This is a genomic window from Citrobacter sp. CK194 (genome assembly GCF_030333395.1).
In the GTDB taxonomy this organism is placed as follows: Bacteria; Pseudomonadota; Gammaproteobacteria; order Enterobacterales; family Enterobacteriaceae; genus Citrobacter_B; species Citrobacter_B koseri.
Window position 1 is genome coordinate 377,090 of record NZ_JAOWGA010000015.1, and the last position, 18,156, is coordinate 395,245.

The window sequence follows — 18,156 nt, forward strand, 5'->3', positions numbered from 1 at the left end:
ATGATAATGAACATCAACCCTGTACTAAAACTCAATCCAAAAGATGATGTGGTTATCGCAAGACAGTGTGTTCCCGCTGGCACCTGGCTTGAAGAAGAACAAATTACAGTTATCAGCGACATTCCCGCAGGACATAAAATTGCCCTACGCTCACTAAACATCGGAGAGGCAGTGAAACGGTATGGGCAGATTATCGGTTTCGCTACCCAACCTATTCAAGCCGGCGAGCATATACATATGCACAACCTGGGCATGGGCGATTTTGAGCGTGATTACGCCTGGGGCGTGGATCGGCATTCCCCCACACCCGCCGAACATCAGGATATATTTCAGGGAATTCGTCGCGCTGACGGGCGTGCCGCCACGCGTAACTATATTGGCATTTTAAGTTCGGTTAACTGTAGCGCGACGGTCGTCAGAGCGATTGAGGATCATTTTCGTCTACACGGTCTGGCCGATTACCCAAATGTCGATGGCGTGGTGTCGCTTCCACAAAGTTTTGGTTGCGCGATTGGCTCTAAAAGTGAGTCCATGGCGGTCATGCGGCGCACGATGGCAGGTTACGCCACACACGCCAACTTTGCTGGCGTCATTATTATTGGGCTGGGTTGTGAGTCCAGCCAAATCAAAGACATGATGAATGCCCATGGGTTGGAAGATGGTCCAATGATGCACAGCTATACTATCCAGGACGTTGGCGGAACACGGCATGCCATTCAGAAAGGGATTGATCTGGTAAATCAAATGCTTCCCCTCGCGAACCGGGTCATCCGCGAACCCATTCCCGCCTCGGAAATTATTCTGGCGCTGGAATGCGGTGGCTCTGACAGCTATTCCGGTATTTCCGCCAATCCAGCGCTCGGCTATGCGGTGGATAAGCTGGTACAGCAGGGTGGCACGGCCATTCTGTCTGAAACATCAGAAATTTATGGCGCAGAACATTTATTGACCCGCCGCGCTGTCTCGCGCGAGGTTGGCGAAAAACTGATTGCGCGGATTCACTGGTGGGAAGACTACTGTCGTCGCAGCGGAAGCGAAATGAATAACAACCCTTCAGCAGGTAATAAGGTTGGCGGACTTACCACGATTCTGGAGAAATCCCTCGGCGGTATTGCCAAAGCCGGAACCACTAATCTGACAGAGGTTTATGAATACGCAGAACCAGTTACAGCAAAAGGGTTCGTCTTTATGGATACCCCCGGCTATGACCCTATTGCCGTTACCGGGCAAATCGCAGGCGGCGCGAATCTGCTTTGCTTCACCACTGGCCGGGGTTCGGCATTTGGATCCAAACCAACGCCCAGCCTGAAACTGGCTACCAACAACGCGCTCTGGCTGCGCCAACAGGAAGATATGGACATTAACTGCGGCACCATTGTCGAAGGTGAAGAGACGATCGCAGAAGTCGGTGAACGTATTTATCAAATGATCCTTGATATGGCATCCGGCAAAAAAACAAAAAGTGAAGAATTTGGCTATGGTAGTCAGGAATTTGTCCCCTGGACAATTGGCTCCATAATGTAACGCTCCACAATATAACAATACCTCGTACCGCCATGCTCACTATGAGCATGGCAAGGAGTTCCTATGTCTATTGTTAACGTAAATACTGAAGAAGAAAAATTAAAGGCTACAACAGTAAGATGGCGAATATTTATTATTATGCTTTTGTTGGGTGCGATTAATTATATTGATCGCACATCGCTTTCTATTGCCATGCCCTATATTACCGATGAATTTGGCATTACTGATACCCGGGTTGTCGGTGTTATCCATAGCGCTTTCTTCTGGGCTTATGCACTGATGCAAATTCCCAGCGGCGTGATTGCAGATAAGTTCAAAGCCAGAAATATTATCGCACTGGCTACCATCTTATGGGGAGCATTCCAGGCCGTTGCCGCCTTATGTCACTCCATTTTCACGCTTTCACTTTCCCGTCTTGGTCTGGGCGTCACAGAATCCCCTATCATGCCCGCAGGCGCAAAATTAATGGGGACATGGTTAACGCCAACTGAGCGTGGGCGCGGCTCAATGTTGCTCGATGGCGGCGCGCCATTAGGAACCGCGCTGGGTGCGGTCATCATCGCCGGGTTGATTGCCTTTTTCGACTCGTGGCGTATGGCGTTTGTTGTCGCGGGGGTTGGCACGATGCTCGTCGGTTTACTGGCATGGTGGTATATCCGTACTTATCCGTCAGAACACCCACGTATTAACCAGGCGGAACTGGACCATATCACCGCGGAAAACGGCCCAGCCACCAACAGTAAAAAATACCGTCTCGCTGATATCAAACCTTACCTCAAGCAGCGCAATGTGCTTGCGTTGATCGGCGGATGGGTATGCTACAGCTTTGTGTTCTATGGCCTGATGACCTGGCTGCCACTCTATTTCCAGGCCACTTATGGCTTTGATATTAAGTCGATGGGTGGCGCGATGGCGCTGATCTTCCTGCTGTGCTTTATTGGTCAGCTCACAGGCGGTTACATCATGGATAAATGGCGCAGTAAAGGCGCAAAAACCAGCCGCGTTATGCATACCATGTTGGCAATTTCCGCCACTACCGCAGGGGTAGGGATTTTTCTGTGCGCCCAAAGTTCAACACCAGCCATTGCGATTACGTTGCTGACAATCGCGCTCTTCCCGTTACGTTGGGCCAGTGTCTACTGGTCAATACCGGGTCTGCTGGGAGCACAATCGGTAGCAGGGACTATCTGTGGCACCATGAACTTTACCAGTAACCTGTTCGCTGCCATTTTGCCTATTTTTATCGGCTTCCTGGTGCAATCTACCGGTAATTACTATGCCGCGATGATGTTCTTTGCGCTGGCCGCAGTGGGTTACCTCATCTGCTCGCTGCTCATTAACTTCGATAAAAAAATGGATATTGCTGAAAAGTAATTACCCGTCTCCGGCCCGCTCGCGGGCCATTTTTTATGGCATCAGGAACGAAGTATGTTCAATTCAGAGAACTTTATTGCCGTCGACTGGGGCTCCAGCAACCTACGCCTGTGGGTTTACCAGAAGGGGAGCTGTGTCTGGCGTCACGCCAGTCATGATGGGGTGATCAATCACCATGCAGGGCAGTTCAAAGATATTTGGCTGACATTGCTCGAACAGTGCCCACACACTCTGGCAGATAATACGACGGTTATCATGAGCGGCATGATTGGCAGCAATATTGGCTGGGTAGACAGTCACTATTTACTCTGTCCGGTCTCCCTGCAAACCCTGTCGCAGCATCTCACTCAAGTTCATGACGCGGGCCATCTCCCTGTATTCATCATTCCTGGTTTGCAGTTAGCGGGATCTGAAACCTGTAACGTGATGCGCGGTGAAGAAACACAGCTTCTTGGCGCGTTATCAGAAAATAGCTGGTATGCCTTCCCTGGCACCCACAGTAAATGGGTACGCATGGAGAACGATACGGTCCGTGATTTTCAAACCATCATGACCGGCGAATTTTTCCACCTGCTGACCCGACACTCCATCGTGGGAAAACACGCAACGGTACAACAGCACAATGTCGATGCTTTTTTAGCGGGCGCAAAACGTGGTCAACATGAAAACTGCCTTTCTCGCGGCGTCTTTGATCTCAGAGCACGAACACTAAGTCATATCCTTCCTCAGGACGCGCTTTTTGATGCCTTATCCGGTCTGCTGATCGGCCATGAAATCGCACAAATGCTGCAACATTACGCAATCCCTGCACACGAAGAAATTGTACTGGTCGGCAGCGACGAGCTGCTCGTCCGCTACCAGACCGTATTCCAGCTTTTTGGCCAGCGCTGTCGCCTCCTCAACGGTGAAACAGCATTCATTAACGGCATCAGGAGTGTTTTACATGAACATCCGTAATCCTTTAGTCGCAATACTACGAGGTATAACGCCCGATGAAGTTCTGGCGCATATTGATGTACTCGCAACAGCAGGTTTTACCACCGTAGAAATTCCGCTGAATTCCCCCGACTGGCAAACCAGTATCGCCATAGCCGTTGCACACTATGGTCAGACGATACATATCGGCGCAGGAACCGTGACCGCCGTTAGCGAAGTTAACCTGTTATCCGCATTCAAGTGCTCGTTTATTTTGACGCCGAATACCGACCCGTCAGTTATTGACGCGGCACGAGATGCCGGAATGACGACCTGTATCGGCTGTCATACCGCCAGCGAAGCGTTTGTCGCGATCCATCACGGCGCCAGCGCATTAAAAATTTTCCCGGCAGGCGAACTGGGGCCAGGATACATCCGCGCATTAAAAGCCGTTCTACCGACGCATATTCCACTCTATGCCGTCGGTGGCATCCGTCCCGACAATCTGGCTGACTATCTGAATGCAGGATGCATTGGCGCAGGATTAGGCAGCGATCTGTACCGCGCCGGACAAACCGTAAACCAGACGGCAAAAAATGCCCAGGCCTTTATCGAGGCGTGGAACGCCTGTAAGCAGCAATAAAAAAGCCCGGCGCCAGGCCGGGCAAAACGTTACCAATACACACTTAAGCGACTTTCAGTTGCTGTATTTTTTTCTCGCGGCGAATTTTGCGTTCTTCCAGCACCGCGACCATCGCCATCAGGCAGATGCAGCTAATGGCAGCGGCATCCAGCGCGGCGAAGGTGCCCGCCCAGCCGGTCAGACCAAAGACTGGCGTACCGTCGGCAATCATCCCCAGCCCCAGCTTGGCGAAGCTGTCGCCGATCAGGTAAGCGAAGGTGCCTTTAATGCCGTCCGCCGCGCCGATCGCTTTTTTCGGAACGAAGCCGACTGCCGCCACGCCGATCAGCAACTGCGGGCCAAACACCAGGAAGCCGAGCGCGAACAGGGACGCCAGATAGACGTACTGGTTGCTGGCATGCTGGTAAACGCCGAGGGTGGCGATAATCAGCGCCAGCGCAACGCAGGCCACCAGCGCGCGACGACCGTTCGCCAGATCCGACAGCCAGCCCCACAGCAGCGTGCCGACCAGCGCGCCCACTTCAAACAGGGTAAAGCCCTGAATCGCCACTTCTTTAGAAAGTTTCAGTTCCTGGAATGCGTAAACGGTAGACCACTGGTCGATACCAATACGCACCACGTACAGGAAGATGTTGGAGAAGCACAGCAGCCAGATCACTTTGTTTTTCAGGACGTATTCCACAAAGATCTGCCACTTGGTCATCTCATTTTCTTCGGTCTCTTTGTCCTCTTCGCTGATCTCTTCGCCGAATAACTCTTCCGCCTTACCAAGACCATAAGATTCCGGGGAGTCGCTGCCAAAGCGCAGGCCGATGAAGCCCACAATCAGCGCGATGATCGACGGGAAGATAAACATGCCGATCACATGGCCGTCGAACAGGTAGTTCGCGCCGAACAGCGCCACGCCTGCCGCGCCAGCGCCGCCGAGGTTGTGGGAGATATTCCAGAAGCCGAGGAAGGTGCCGCGCTTACGACGGGGCGTCCATTTGGTGATGGTGGAGTAACTGCACGACCCGCCGGTACTCTGGAAGAAACCGCTCAGCGCGTAGAAGGCGATCATCAGGAACAGGCTAACGGAACCACTCCCCATGCTGGCGCTGAAGCCCAGCATACAGATAGCGGAAAGAATCAGCATAAACGGCAGGAACTGCTTGGTGTTTTTGCCGTCGGCATAGTAGGAAACCAGCGTTTTGCCTACGCCATAGGTGATCGAGAAGCCCAGACCAATCATCCCCAGTTGCGTCATGCTCAGCCCGTAGGTGGAGATCATGTCGTTCTGGGCGATGTTGAAGTTTTTGCGGATCAGGTACATGGTCAGGTAGCCGATAAAGACCACCAGATAGGACTGCATGAACGGTTTGAACCACATTTTGCGCCGTACATCGAGCGGCAGATCCAGGGTCGGCTTACGCACCTGGTTTAAGAAGTTCAGCATGGGACGGGTATCTCCTGATTTTTTAAGCCTGCTTTATTGCAGGCATTGTAAAAATCAGTCGCCCAACCAGCCTGAGACAGCGTCCAGGCGAAACCGGGAAAATTTCTTAGTTTTGCCCCACTCGGGGTAAAAAGGTGAAGTCCGTCACGTAATGCTGGCCTCGCGCGGCGCCTGCGCGTTCAAAAACGGCAGCAGCAGCAAGGCGGAAATGCCCGCCGCAATGGCAATCACCACAAAGAACCCGGTCCAGTGCCAGGTTTCCATCACCTGCGCCAGCGGCCAGCCGGAGAGCGATGCGCCAAGATAGGCAAACAGACCGACAAAACCGGTTGCCGCCCCCGCCGCCTCTTTGTGCGAACATTCCGCAGCCGCCATGCCGATCAGCATCTGTGGGCCAAAGACAAAAAAGCCGGTGGTGAAGAAGCACGCCGCCTGCATCACGTAACTGGCGAACGGCATCAGCCATAACGAACCGACAGAGAGCAGTATTCCGGCAGCGAAAATCAGGTTCATTGGCCCACGGTTGCCGTTGAACAGTTTATCTGAACCCCAGCCCGCCACCAGCGCGCCGATAAACCCGCCCAGCTCGAACATCGTGACCGCCGTGTTGGCGGTGACCAGATCGACACCCAGCGTCTCCGACATATACAGGTTGCCCCAGTCGTTGATCGCCGCGCGTACCACGTACACCAACACATAGCACAGCGAGAGCAGCCAGATATAGGGATTCAACAGCACGTATTTGGTCAGGATCTCTTTGCGGGTCAGCCCCGCGCCCTCCTGCTGCTGAGCGATTTCCAGCTCATCATGCCGCCAGTCTCCGACCGCTGGCAAACCGATAGCCTGTGGCCTGTCGCGCAGCCGCCAGCAGAGAAAAATACCGACGATAATCGCCAGCGTTCCGGCAATCATCATCCCGGCGCGCCAGCCGTAATGCAGAGCGGCAGCAGCCATGACGATCGGAATCAGCGCCCCACCGACGTTATGCGCAGTATTCCAGATAGCCCACCACCCGCCACGCTCATTACGCGAGTACCAGGACGTCAGCAGACGGGCGCACACCGGCGCTCCCCAGCCCTGGAAGAAGGCATTCAACGCCCACAGTAATGCAAAGGCCCACAGCGACGTGGAGAAACCGAACAGGATATTCACCACGCCGGTGGCGATCAGCCCAATGCCCATAAAATAACGGGCGTTGGAACGGTCGCTGACGATGCCAGAGACAAACTTCGACAGGCCATAGGTGATGTAAAACAGCGTCGCCAGCAGGCCGATATCACTGCGGGTCAGCACACCGCTGACGAGGATCTCCGGCACGGCGGCATTAAAACTTTTACGGGTGAAATAGAACAGCGCGTAGCCAAGCCAGATGGTAAGTAAGATCTGTCGCCGCCAGTAGCGGTAACGCGCATCGACTTCGTGTTTATCGGTTATCAACGGCGCATTTGCCGGAGCTTTCAGAAACGTCAGCATCGCCGCTCCTTAAATGTAACGCAGAGGCAACGACACGCTAACGCGCGTGCCGTGCGTACAGGAGATGGCCAGCACGCCGCCAAGCGCCGTCACGCGCTCGCGCATCCCGGTCAGACCAAAGCCTTGCTGGCCGGAATCCGGCGGCAGGCCGCTGCCATCATCTTCAATCACCAACATCAGCCGCTCATCCTGCTGCCAGCCCTGTAGCGTAACCGCGCTGGCATTAGCGTGTTTCACAATGTTGTTCAGCCCTTCCTGACAGACGCGAAACAGCGTTACCCGCTGGCTTTCGCTGAGCGCAGACTCGTCTATTCGCCAGTCGATATGGCTGATGATGCCGCGACTTTCCAGCTCCATTTCCCGCATCAGCGAACGGATAGCCTGTTCCAGCGTCAGGTCATCCAACTGGCGTGGACGCAAGCGCCCCAGCAGGCGACGCACCGCGTCATACACGCCCAGCGACAGTTGCTCAATGTGCGCCCCGCTCTGTTTTACGCCGCCATTATCCACCGCCAGTCGCTGTACAATTCCCGCCTGAGTGCGAATGGCGGTGATGGTCTGACCGATGTCGTCGTGCAGTTCCCGCGCTACGTCGCGCCGCACGCTCTCTTCCGTTTCCAGCAGGCGTTCCGCCAGACGATGGTTACGCGCCAGCTCATTTTGCAGCGACTGGTTGAGTTCGCGCAGGCGCTGAATCCCCGCGCCAAGCAGCAGCCCGGTCAGGCTTTGCGCCAACAGAGAAAGCAGTAAATCAACGGGATGATCGTGCCAGGTCTGGCTGGCAATCAGCGCGATGGCATTCATCAACGTCGCGATCAGCGCCCCTTGCCAGCCGTAATGCCAGGCGAGCGCAATAATCGGCAGCGCAAGGCAGAACGGCGTAAAGCGTGACAGCTCAGCCGGTAGACCCAGTTGTAGCCACAGGCTGACAGTGAACAGCAGCAGATACCAGACCAGATGCCGCCCGCGCCAGTTCACCGGCTGCGAGACCAGCGCCGGGCCGAGCGGTAACCAGGTGGTGCTGGTCAGGTAATGCCAGAACACCAGACAGATGGGCGCCAGCGTCAACCCGCCGGTAAGCGTCAGCAGCAGCGCGTTTAACGTCTCTTCCCCCTGGCCTAACCAGGGCAGAGACTGTAACAATGCCGCCGCCGTCAAGGCCGCGCCCTGTAACAGCAGGGTGCGCCAGTCGCGCTGATGGCGATAGCGGGAGATTAATGCCACAGGCAGCAGCGTCAACAGGCTTCCGATCATCAAAAGCGGTAGATGCGCCAGCGCCACTTCCTGCGCCAGCCACCAGACCAACAGCCATTCCGCGCCCAGCAATACCGGCCAGTAGCTGCGCGGACACTGCAACATCAGCCCCAGGCGTAAACCGAACGGGAACAGCAGTACCGCCAGCTCCGGGCGCTCAACCAGGTGCAGGCTGATGCTCCACAGGCAAAACCACGCGGCGGAGAAGATAAAAAAGCAGGCGATAACGGTAATTAACCGGGAGAGGATGGTTTTCATCACCAGCCATCAAACATGCGGCGCGCCAGTTCAACATCGTTGCTGACGCCCAGCTTTTCCAGAAGATTGGCGCGATGTACGTGTACCGTTTTTGGCGACAGCCCCAGCTCGGCGGCGATCTCTTTCACCGCCATTCCCTGCGCCAGCTTTTCCGCCACCTGGCGTTCACGTCTGGTCAGCGGGTCCTGCCGTCCGGCCGCCAGTTTAACGGCGATATCCGGCGTCAGGTAACAGCCGCCCGTCGCCACCGTGTGTACCGCGGCAATCAGCTCGTCAGGGCTACAGCGCTTGGAAAGGAAACCGCGCGCACCGGCGTTCAGCGCCTGTTCCACCAGCGCCGGACTGTCATGTACCGACAGCATTATCGTCGCCATCCCTTTAGGAAGCTGACTTAATAACTCCAGCCCGGAGATATCCGGCATGGAGATATCGCAGATGCAGACCTGCACGCCGCGCCCCGGTAATCCCGCCAGCGCCTCCTGCCCCGAGCCAAACTCGGCCACAACCTGTAAATCAGGTTCCAGCCCCAGCAGCTGCGCAAAGCCGGAGCGGACGATAAGGTGATCGTCAATAAGGGCGATGGTGATCATGGTTCTGTCCTGGTACTTGAAAGTGCCTGATGGCGCTGCGCTTATCAGGCCTACGGATGGGAGCCGTTGTAGGCCGGCCATCCAGCAAAGCGCTTACCTTAACGATAAGCGCATGGCTGTTCAAGCCGTGAGCAGTATTCAATGCGTCTGGCGGGCGTACGGCTCCGTTACGGTTCCATACAGTCCAGGTCGCAGATACGCACTTTGTCGCTATCAGAAAAAAGCGCAAAGGAATCCCGAATATCGGGCCGGATCAGGGTGGTTTTGAGCAGTGTGATGTAAACATTCTCTAATTTCATCACATTAAGCTGGCAAGTGCTTGCAAAACCAAAGACATTCACTCGCTGGTAAGCCGAGGATAACTGGCAAATATAATCTTCAGAAATGGCATTCAGCGTAATTTCCGTCATGCCAAACACCTGCTGGCTGTACTCTCTTGGGTGCCTGAGGTACTGGAGTGAAGGATAGTGCGCTGCGAGCGTCTCTATCTTATGAATCAACGCAATAAGGTTGGAATCATTTTTCACATCAAGGATATCTTTAAATTTCGAGCCCACAAAGACATTGATCTCCCCGGCATAGACAGGCGCACTGCGCTCAGTATGCAAGCGCTGTTTCTCCTCTGAGAGAACATCAATATAAACAATATCGCAGTCTACATTTCTACTTTTGCTTTTATGCTTTACGATAGAGAAATGCAGCTCACTTCTTTTCGCGATATCCCTGATATTATAATGCTGACCAAGCCACATTCGCGTTAACTTACGACCGGGGCCTTTTCGTAGTTTTATTTGTTTATCAAGATAGCCTGCGGAGTTGATACTCAGAATGCCATCATCAAACGTTCTAATCTTAACGTCATCAGACAACATTTTTAGAATGTATTGCACTGAAAGATGGCTGATATTCGCCATATAGACATAATGGATTGTTTTATGAGAAAGAAAGCGATTGATTTTCAGCATGTTAATAAAGCCATAATCCATACTGGCGACTAAGCCAGAAGAGAATTCATTATTAACCGTTTCATATATATAGGACTTTAACTCTACCTTTGTTTTAAGGTAGATGATATGAAAACGCGCGTGTCTATACCTCGCTTTAATCTTAGAAACAATTCTGAGCTGAAGCGGGGAGCAAACAATAAAAAGATGCTCAACGATTTCCATTAGTTATTCGCTCTGAATCACAGCAACCCGGCGCATAATATCATTGCAATATGACATCGTAAAGAAGCGCCCCGGACGCTCAGGCGAGTATTGGTCACTTTGTCCGAAAAGATACTTTCTATACTGCAAATAAGACAGTTCATAAACCGGATAATAAAGACACGTCACGTCCGAAAATATTACTTATGGTTATATAACACTCTCAAATAATTAACCTGAACAAGGGTTTCCCCTTGTTCAGATAGCCATTATTACTCAAAGAAAACCGAGATTTTATTAAACATCGACGGATCGGACTGATTACGCGCCACTTTCACCACATCTTCCAGTTTATCGATCTGACTAATCATCTGCTCCAGACGCTGATCGTCGTTGACCAGTAGCCAGATGCGGCTCTGGTCGCTGCTCTGGATGGGTAGACAAAGAATCCCTTCCACGTTGAAAGCGCGACGGGCGAACAGCCCGCAAACGTGCGTCATGACGCCAGGGTGGTTACGGACGGTGAGTTCCAGGATAACGTTCTCATGTGATTGTTTCTGCATGGTTTATTCCCCCACCATCTCAGTATTGGCCGCACCCGGCGGCACCATCGGATAAACTTTTTCGTCTGCATCAATACGTACATGGATCAGCGCCGGTCCTGGGCGGCTGATGATTTCCCGCAGCGCCGCTTGCGGATCGGCTTCATTATTTAAATCACAGGTTTCCAGACCAAAACCCGCAGCAATCTGCATAAAGTTGATCATCCCCGGATAGGTGGCAGCAAACACGCCCTGCTTGTAGAACAGGCTTTGTTGCTGATGCACCAGCCCCAACGCTTCGTTATTCATCAGGATAATTTTTACATCCAGTTGGTTTTCGCTGGCGGTCGCCATCTCCTGAATATTCATCATCAGGCTGCCGTCGCCGGAGAAGCACAACACTTTCTTGTCCGGGTTCGCCAGCGCCGCGCCAATCGCCGCAGGCAAGCCAAAACCCATCGTCCCCAGCCCGCCGGAAGTCAGCCACTGACGCGGACGGTTGAGCGGATAAGCCTGTGCGGCCCACATCTGGTGCTGGCCTACATCGGTCGTGATAATCGCGCTGTCATCCACGCAGGCGGCAACGGCATTAATCAGCCCGTAATGGCTGAGCGGATCGCTGGCTTCAGGGATCGCGTACGGGAACTCGCGCTGCAAATCCGCCACCAGTTGATGCCACTCTTCGCGTGGCTGAGCCTCAATGTGCGGAATCAACTGCGCCAGAACGTCATCAACATCAGCCTGAATGGCAACGTGCGGTTGTTTAATTTTACCCAGTTCCGCGCGATCGATATCCACATGGATGATTTTGGCATTCGGGCAGAATTGTTCGGTTTTGCCAATCGCCCGGTCATCAAAACGCGCCCCCAGAACCACCAGCAGATCCGCCTCTTGCAGAATATAGTTTGTGCTGCGCGCGCCATGCATGCCCAGCATCCCCAGAGAAAGCGGATGCGCCTTCGGCAGTATGCCCAGCGCCATCAGAGTCATAGTGGTGGGCAGTCTGGCTTTTTCCGCCAGTTCACGCACACGCGCAGGCGCGTTAATCACGCCGCCGCCAAGATACAGCACCGGGCGCTTCGCGGCGTTGATCATCGCCGCCGCATCACGAATGCTCTCAGCGCTGAATTCCGGCGTCGCCATTTTTTCAGCCGGAGCAGGCAACGCTTCAATGTCAAACACCGCCGTCTGTATATCCTTAGGAATGTCTATCCACACCGGCCCAGGGCGCCCGGACTGGGCAAGACGAAACGCATCGCACATTACCTGTGGCAACTCATTGATATCTCTGACCAGATAGTTATGTTTTGTGATGGGGATAGAGATGCCGTAGGTGTCAACTTCCTGAAACGCATCGGTGCCGATCATCGAGGCCGGAACCTGACCGGTGATGCATACCAACGGAATGGAGTCGAGACGCGCGTCGGCAATGGCGGTGACCAGGTTAGTCGCGCCCGGCCCGCTACAGGCCATACATACCGCGGGTTTACCGTCGGTTCGCGCCATCCCCTGAGCGATAAACCCCGCCCCCTGTTCATGGCGCGCCAGGATGTGGCGAATTTGCGTACTTTGGCTTAAGGCGTCGTAAACGGGGAGAATCGAACCGCCCGGAATGCCAGTGACGATGTTAATGCCCTGACGTTCCAGAAAATGAACGATAAACTCTGCGCCCGTAAAGCGCGTACGCGGGGATGTTGATGTTGTGCCCGAACTTGCCATGCTCCAGTCCTTTTATTCTGGGCCGACTTGCCGGGAAGGTGTCTTAAACGAAAAACCCCGCCCGGTTTGCGCCGGCGGGGTTTTGGAATCGTGTGTTGTTCCAGTCCCTACGGCGCATTGCCGACGACCACCACCACACGCACGACGACCACTGCGGCAGGTTGCGCAGTTTTTAGTAGGGTCGCAGTCAGCATGGAAGGGTTCATTAGGGACCTTGTCTGTTTATGGATTAACAGGTTTTATACAAGCACAGCTTTTCAGGCATGACAACGGAAAATTTTTCATCTGCACAAAAATGCGTCGACGATCACGCTTTGCCAGATGCCGACGCTGGCCTGCAAAACAAAAAACCCCGCCGGAGCGAGGTTTTTATCAGCGTTATGCGGTTGGTTGCCGCAAAGCACACTGTGTTATATCAACATCAGAAGTATACGCGTTCCGCGAAGAACACGCAATTTCGGCACGAATTTTGACGCATTTGAGTATGGATCAGAAGTCGCGATCCGTCCACAAAATACTGTTCATTCATACAGTATTTATCTATAATATCACTGTACGCAATGTGTTATAGGGGGCCGCATCGTAACCGGCGCAACAAAGTCCTGGCTGAAACGGGTGGTGCCGTCAGCGCCTTAACCCCCGTGTGAGCACACTGTGTTATGTCAACAAAAGGTGCTGACAACAGGCGGCGGAGAGGTACGTCAGCACCGTGCTCCTTTTACCAGAAGGAGAGCGTATGAGCCTCGTGGATATCGCTATTCTTATCCTGAAACTCATTGTTGCTGCACTGCAACTGCTTGATGCCGTTCTGAAATACCTCCGGTAATTCAGATTCAAGCCGCACCGAAGGGGAGCGGGCAACCGCTCCCCTTTCATCATCTGCCTGGTGCTTGTCCATCGTCGATATGTTACGTTTTTATGACAACCACTGACGATACCTGAACCATGACCCTTTCCATTTTCTGCATTTTACTGTTCGCCGCGCTGCTGCATGCCAGCTGGAACGCCATCGTGAAGGCGGGAAATGACAAACTTTACTCCGCAATCAGCGTCAGTGGTTCCGCAGCGTTGATGGCGCTGGCGTGTCTGCCCTTCGCCCCGCCCCTTCCCGCCGCCAGCATCCCTTTTTTAGCCGCCTCCACCGCCTTACAGGTGGTTTATACCGTGCTGGTCGCCAAAACCTATCAGGTTTCGGATATGAGCCAGACCTATCCCCTGATGCGCGGCACCGCACCGCTGCTGGTGGCGATAATTAGCGTCCTGTTTCTTGGCGATAGCCTTTCCACAATGGCCTGGCTCGGCATCGCGGTAATTTGCCTGGCGATTCTCGGCATGGCCTGTAACGGTCGCGCCCGCTCCCGGCGGGGTATCACGCTGGCGCTGATCAACGCCTGCTTTATCGCTGGCTATACGCTGGTGGACGGTACGGGCGTGCGGGTGTCAGAAACCGCGCTGGGTTATACGCTGTGGACCTTCTTGTTGAACGGCACCTGTCTGCTTGGCTGGGCGATGATTGCCCGGCGGCGGGAAGCCTCGCGCTATCTGGCGCAGCACTGGAAGAAAGGCATTTTTGGCGGTATCGGCACGATGGGTTCCTATGGGCTGGCGCTGTGGGCGATGACTCAGGCGCCGCTGGCCGTGGTGGCCGCACTGCGTGAAACATCCATTCTGTTCGGCGCGCTGATTGCCTGGCTGCTGCTCAATGAGAAAGTCGCCGGGCTACGGTTGGTCGCGGCTGGCGGGATTGCCGCCGGGGCGATATTACTGCGTTTATCCTGATTGCCGGATGGCGGCTACGCCTTATCCGGCCTACGGGAGCCGCCGGGCACCATCAAACTGCGGTGAAATAATCTCTCGGCAACAATTGTTGCCGCTTTTTGTTTACATATCCTGCCGTTCGGCTCCCGCGCTATTCCCGCCGTGAATATGGCCTTCTTTTTTTAGTGTGGTAGATTCCACTCGCATTTATGGGAATGCGTAGCACCTTATTCTTATTTTTTTCTTTTTTAAAAAGTAATCAGCGAAATGAAAAGGCAGAGAAGCGTCAATTTGTTGTTGATGTTGGTATTACTGGTGGCCGTCGGGCAGATGGCGCAAACCATTTATATCCCCGCCATTGCCGATATGGCGCGTGAACTGAACGTTCGTGAAGGGGCAGTACAAAGCGTCATGGCCGCTTACCTGCTCACCTACGGCGTATCGCAACTGTTTTACGGCCCGCTTTCCGATCGGGTAGGGCGCCGCCCGGTAATCCTCGTCGGGATGTCCATTTTTATGCTGGCTACGCTGGTCGCGATTACTACCCACAGCCTGACGGTATTGATTGCCGCCAGCGCGTTACAGGGCATGGGCACCGGCGTCGGCGGCGTGATGGCGCGTACGCTGCCGCGCGATCTGTATGAAGGCACGCAGTTACGCCACGCTAACAGCCTGCTGAATATGGGGATTCTGGTGAGTCCGTTGCTGGCGCCGCTGATTGGCGGACTGCTGGATACCGTCTGGAACTGGCGCGCCTGTTACGTTTTCCTGCTGGTTCTCTGCGCAGGCGTCACCTTCAGTATGGCGCGCTGGATGCCGGAGACGCGCCCCACAGGCGCACCACGTACCCGCCTGATCGCCAGCTACAAAACATTATTCGGCAACGGCGCATTTACCTGTTATCTGCTGATGCTGATTGGCGGACTGGCGGGAATCGCCGTCTTTGAAGCCTGCTCCGGCGTGCTGATGGGAGCGGTACTGGGTCTGAGCAGCATGGTGGTGAGCATCCTGTTTATTCTGCCAATTCCGGCGGCGTTTTTCGGCGCATGGTTTGCGGGTCGCCCGAATAAGCGCTTCTCAACGCTGATGTGGCAGTCGGTATTCAGTTGCCTGTTGGCGGGCGTCATGATGTGGGTCCCAGGTCTGTTTGGCGTGATGAACATCTGGACGCTGCTGATCCCCGCCGCGCTGTTCTTTTTCGGCGCCGGAATGCTGTTCCCACTGGCGACCAGCGGCGCGATGGAACCTTTCCCGTTCCTCGCCGGAACGGCTGGCGCGCTGGTGGGCGGCCTGCAAAACATCGGCTCCGGCGTGCTGGCGTGGCTCTCCGCGATGCTGCCGCAAACCGGGCAGGGTAGCCTCGGCTTTTTGATGACGCTTATGGGGCTGCTGATTTTACTGTGCTGGCTGCCGCTGGCGTCGCGTGTGCCGCATCAGGGGCAGACGATTTAATCGAATGATGGCCCGGTTTCCCGCCGGGCTTTTCACATACCGGCGAGATCATCGTGGTCAGGAGCGGCTCCAGCGCCGGACGCCACGCCCCTTCTTCTCCGTCATAAAACTGCGTATCCGCGTTAATCGCATACGGAATATTCACCCTTTGCAACTCGCACGCCATAAACCGGGCAAACGCGAGCTGCGAAGCGGAAGGGCTATTTTTGATTGATTCACCCGGCGCCCAACCGCCAACCCAACTGACATGGCCGGTTTTTTGCTGCCAGCGCACGGCGGCGTTAATTCGCGCGCGAATCGCCGCTTTCTCCGCCGCCGTGCCCGACGTCCACGGGTATTTACCGTTATTTTTCAACGGCCCCCACGGAAAGATATGCCACTCCGCCAGCACGTAATTCTGGCTTTGCGGGGGCAGTTTTAGGGCCGACAACGCTTCCGGCGCGGCGCGCAGACGAGGCGCGACAAAAATCATGCGTTGGGGGTCAATCGCGTGAAGGGTGCGGATGGTTTTGTCATATACCCGGTTCAGGGAAGCCTGGCTGTGGTTGAGTTTCTCCGCCGGTTCATAAATCAGGTCAAACCCCAGCAGCGGCGAACGTTGCGCAAAATAGTGCGCGACGGCTACCCACCAGTTGATCACCTCTTGTTCATTGCCGGGGCTGGGGTCGTTTTTATACTCATCGGCCTGATAAGCAATGATCGGAATCACGCCATACTGCTCACACGCCTCCACCAGTTTTCGCAGGTGGATGAGTCGCGCTTCCGTCGGCTCTCCCGCGACGCGTATGCGCACATGCTTAAATCCCTTCGCCTGAAAATCACGCACCACCAGAGGATCAAACTCCCGGATACCCCGTTCGGTGCGCGCCCAGTCAACGTCCATCCCCACACCAAGCTGCTGCGCATAGCGCGAAGCGGTCAACGGCGGCTGAGCCGCGCACACCGTGGCGCTGACGAGCAGGAAGAGAGAAGCAAGCGGCTTTAACACGATTGTCCTTAAGCAAATCATCAGGAGTCATATCACGTATTTAGCACGCTTTCTGGCTTTACATGCAATAAATCTTCGCGTGGCAAACGCTACGTCGCCTGCTCCTGCAACCAGCCGATAAACGCCTCGATTTTCGGCCACTGTCTGCCAGGCAGCGTGGTCACATAATAGTGCTGGTGGCATTTCAGCGTCATCTCGCCGAAAGGCGCAATCAGTTCGCCGCTATCAAGACGCTTTTGCACCAGCCGTTTACGCCCCATCGCCACACCGATATGGTTCATTGCCGCAATAACGGCTAAATCGGAACGATCGAAGCCAATGCCCGACGATGTCGGCAGATTCACGCCAAAATGCTGCGCCCAACTGTGCCATTCATCGGTGCCGGAGTCGTTGCTCCATGCCTGTCGGTCATGCAGGAGCGTACAGTGGCGCAGGTTAACCCGCGCATTCGTTAAGTCATGATGACGGGCATATTCGGGGCTGCACACCGGCAGAATGGCCTCATCCATCAGGAAGTGATGCGTCAGCTGCGCCGAGGGCGCATCATCAAAATAGATCGCTAAATCAATCCCTGCCCGCTGGAGATTCACGTTGTCATTACCGGTCAACATGGTCAGCGAGATGGACGGATAGCGACGAGTAAAGTCTCCCAGCGCAGGCACCAGCCAGCACTGAGCAATCGAAGGCCGCGAATAGACGGTCAGCGTCCCTGACAACTCCTGATTTTTAATATCGAGGATTTCCTGATTCAGCGTATCCAGCGACGATTTCAACGCCCAGAATACCCGCTTGCCCTCATGGGTGAGTTCCACTTTGCGGTGCGAACGGACAAAGAGCTGAATCCCCAGCTCCTCTTCCAGTTGATTGATTCGATGGCTGACCGCGCTGGGACTTAGCGACAGCTCATCCGCCGCCAGCGCAAAAGACTGATGCCTGGCCGCCACTTCAAAGGTGTACAGCTTTGATAATTGCCAGCCGTTGAGTAAACGGTTTCTGCCGTCGCGTAAGGGTTCCATCGCCGCCTCTGTGACCTCTTTTTGGCTTTGCAGTGTAAAAAAATACGCCTGGAAAATCAGCGTAAAG

17 protein-coding genes are annotated in these 18,156 nt (G+C 54.6%); 7 read left to right on the forward strand and 10 right to left on the reverse strand.

Annotated elements, in window-relative coordinates:
• The first annotated feature begins 6 nt into the window (after window positions 1-6).
• The 4 genes from OGX80_RS07230 (at window position 7) to OGX80_RS07245 (ending at window position 4,456) form a co-directional block, all read left to right on the forward strand.
• Complete coding sequence (locus OGX80_RS07230) at window positions 7-1,524, forward strand: UxaA family hydrolase (protein ID WP_024130069.1); 1,518 nt, start codon at window positions 7-9, stop codon at window positions 1,522-1,524.
• A gap of 138 nt (window positions 1,525-1,662) precedes the next feature.
• Window positions 1,663-2,898 (forward strand): MFS transporter, encoded by a 1,236-nt coding sequence (locus OGX80_RS07235; protein WP_233644195.1) that lies wholly within the window; start codon window positions 1,663-1,665, stop codon window positions 2,896-2,898.
• Window positions 2,899-2,952: 54 nt separating this feature from the next.
• On the forward strand, window positions 2,953-3,855 hold the full coding sequence (locus OGX80_RS07240; RefSeq protein WP_049008034.1) for a 2-dehydro-3-deoxygalactonokinase: 903 nt from the start codon (window positions 2,953-2,955) through the stop codon (window positions 3,853-3,855).
• Window positions 3,842-4,456, forward strand: coding sequence for a 2-dehydro-3-deoxy-6-phosphogalactonate aldolase (locus OGX80_RS07245; protein WP_012000764.1), 615 nt, complete (start codon window positions 3,842-3,844; stop codon window positions 4,454-4,456). Before OGX80_RS07240 ends, OGX80_RS07245 begins: the two co-directional genes overlap by 14 nt.
• A gap of 43 nt (window positions 4,457-4,499) precedes the next feature.
• Here OGX80_RS07245 and uhpT read toward each other — a convergent pair whose 3' ends face one another.
• From uhpT to ivbL, 8 genes are all read right to left on the reverse strand, one after another.
• On the reverse strand, window positions 4,500-5,891 hold the full coding sequence (gene uhpT, locus OGX80_RS07250) for a hexose-6-phosphate:phosphate antiporter UhpT (RefSeq protein WP_012000765.1): 1,392 nt from the start codon (window positions 5,889-5,891) through the stop codon (window positions 4,500-4,502).
• 144 nt (window positions 5,892-6,035) lie between these two features.
• Entirely contained in the window at window positions 6,036-7,364 is a 1,329-nt protein-coding gene (locus OGX80_RS07255) for an MFS transporter (RefSeq protein WP_012000766.1), read from the reverse strand.
• A 9-nt stretch (window positions 7,365-7,373) separates the two neighbouring features.
• A complete protein-coding gene (gene uhpB / locus OGX80_RS07260) occupies window positions 7,374-8,876 on the reverse strand; it encodes a signal transduction histidine-protein kinase/phosphatase UhpB (protein ID WP_115180946.1) in 1,503 nt (500 codons plus the stop codon).
• On the reverse strand, window positions 8,876-9,466 hold the full coding sequence (uhpA, locus tag OGX80_RS07265) for a response regulator transcription factor UhpA (protein ID WP_024130070.1): 591 nt from the start codon (window positions 9,464-9,466) through the stop codon (window positions 8,876-8,878). The genes uhpB and uhpA overlap by 1 nt, the downstream gene beginning before the upstream one ends.
• 167 nt (window positions 9,467-9,633) lie before the next feature.
• Window positions 9,634-10,635 carry a glycosyltransferase family 52 protein gene (locus tag OGX80_RS07270; protein WP_114848130.1) on the reverse strand — a complete coding sequence of 334 codons (1,002 nt, stop codon included), beginning with the start codon at window positions 10,633-10,635 and terminating at the stop codon, window positions 9,634-9,636.
• A gap of 251 nt (window positions 10,636-10,886) precedes the next feature.
• Window positions 10,887-11,177 (reverse strand): acetolactate synthase small subunit, encoded by a 291-nt coding sequence (gene ilvN / locus OGX80_RS07275; RefSeq protein WP_012000771.1) that lies wholly within the window; start codon window positions 11,175-11,177, stop codon window positions 10,887-10,889.
• A gap of 3 nt (window positions 11,178-11,180) precedes the next feature.
• Window positions 11,181-12,875 (reverse strand): acetolactate synthase large subunit, encoded by a 1,695-nt coding sequence (gene ilvB / locus OGX80_RS07280; RefSeq protein ID WP_233644194.1) that lies wholly within the window; start codon window positions 12,873-12,875, stop codon window positions 11,181-11,183.
• A gap of 107 nt (window positions 12,876-12,982) precedes the next feature.
• Window positions 12,983-13,081 (reverse strand): ilvB operon leader peptide IvbL, encoded by a 99-nt coding sequence (ivbL, locus tag OGX80_RS07285; protein ID WP_047460165.1) that lies wholly within the window; start codon window positions 13,079-13,081, stop codon window positions 12,983-12,985.
• 530 nt (window positions 13,082-13,611) lie between these two features.
• On the opposite strand from ivbL, the gene tisB reads away from it, so the two are divergent.
• The 3 genes from tisB (at window position 13,612) to emrD (ending at window position 16,085) form a co-directional block, all read left to right on the forward strand.
• The gene (tisB, locus tag OGX80_RS07290; RefSeq protein WP_047460159.1) at window positions 13,612-13,701 is read left to right on the forward strand and encodes a type I toxin-antitoxin system toxin TisB; all 90 of its coding nucleotides are present in this window, start codon (window positions 13,612-13,614) and stop codon (window positions 13,699-13,701) included.
• Between the two features lie 119 nt (window positions 13,702-13,820).
• A complete protein-coding gene (locus OGX80_RS07295) occupies window positions 13,821-14,654 on the forward strand; it encodes an EamA family transporter (RefSeq protein ID WP_012000775.1) in 834 nt (277 codons plus the stop codon).
• Between the two features lie 246 nt (window positions 14,655-14,900).
• The gene (gene emrD, locus OGX80_RS07300; RefSeq protein WP_115180944.1) at window positions 14,901-16,085 is read left to right on the forward strand and encodes a multidrug efflux MFS transporter EmrD; all 1,185 of its coding nucleotides are present in this window, start codon (window positions 14,901-14,903) and stop codon (window positions 16,083-16,085) included.
• Here the strand turns inward: emrD and OGX80_RS07305 are convergent.
• Together OGX80_RS07305 and dsdC are read right to left on the reverse strand one after the other, a co-directional pair.
• Window positions 16,012-17,073 (reverse strand): cellulase family glycosylhydrolase, encoded by a 1,062-nt coding sequence (locus OGX80_RS07305; protein ID WP_225622034.1) that lies wholly within the window; start codon window positions 17,071-17,073, stop codon window positions 16,012-16,014. The genes emrD and OGX80_RS07305 overlap by 74 nt on opposite strands.
• An 89-nt stretch (window positions 17,074-17,162) precedes the next feature.
• A complete protein-coding gene (dsdC, locus tag OGX80_RS07310) occupies window positions 17,163-18,089 on the reverse strand; it encodes a DNA-binding transcriptional regulator DsdC (protein ID WP_024130072.1) in 927 nt (308 codons plus the stop codon).
• Window positions 18,090-18,156 lie beyond the last annotated feature (67 nt).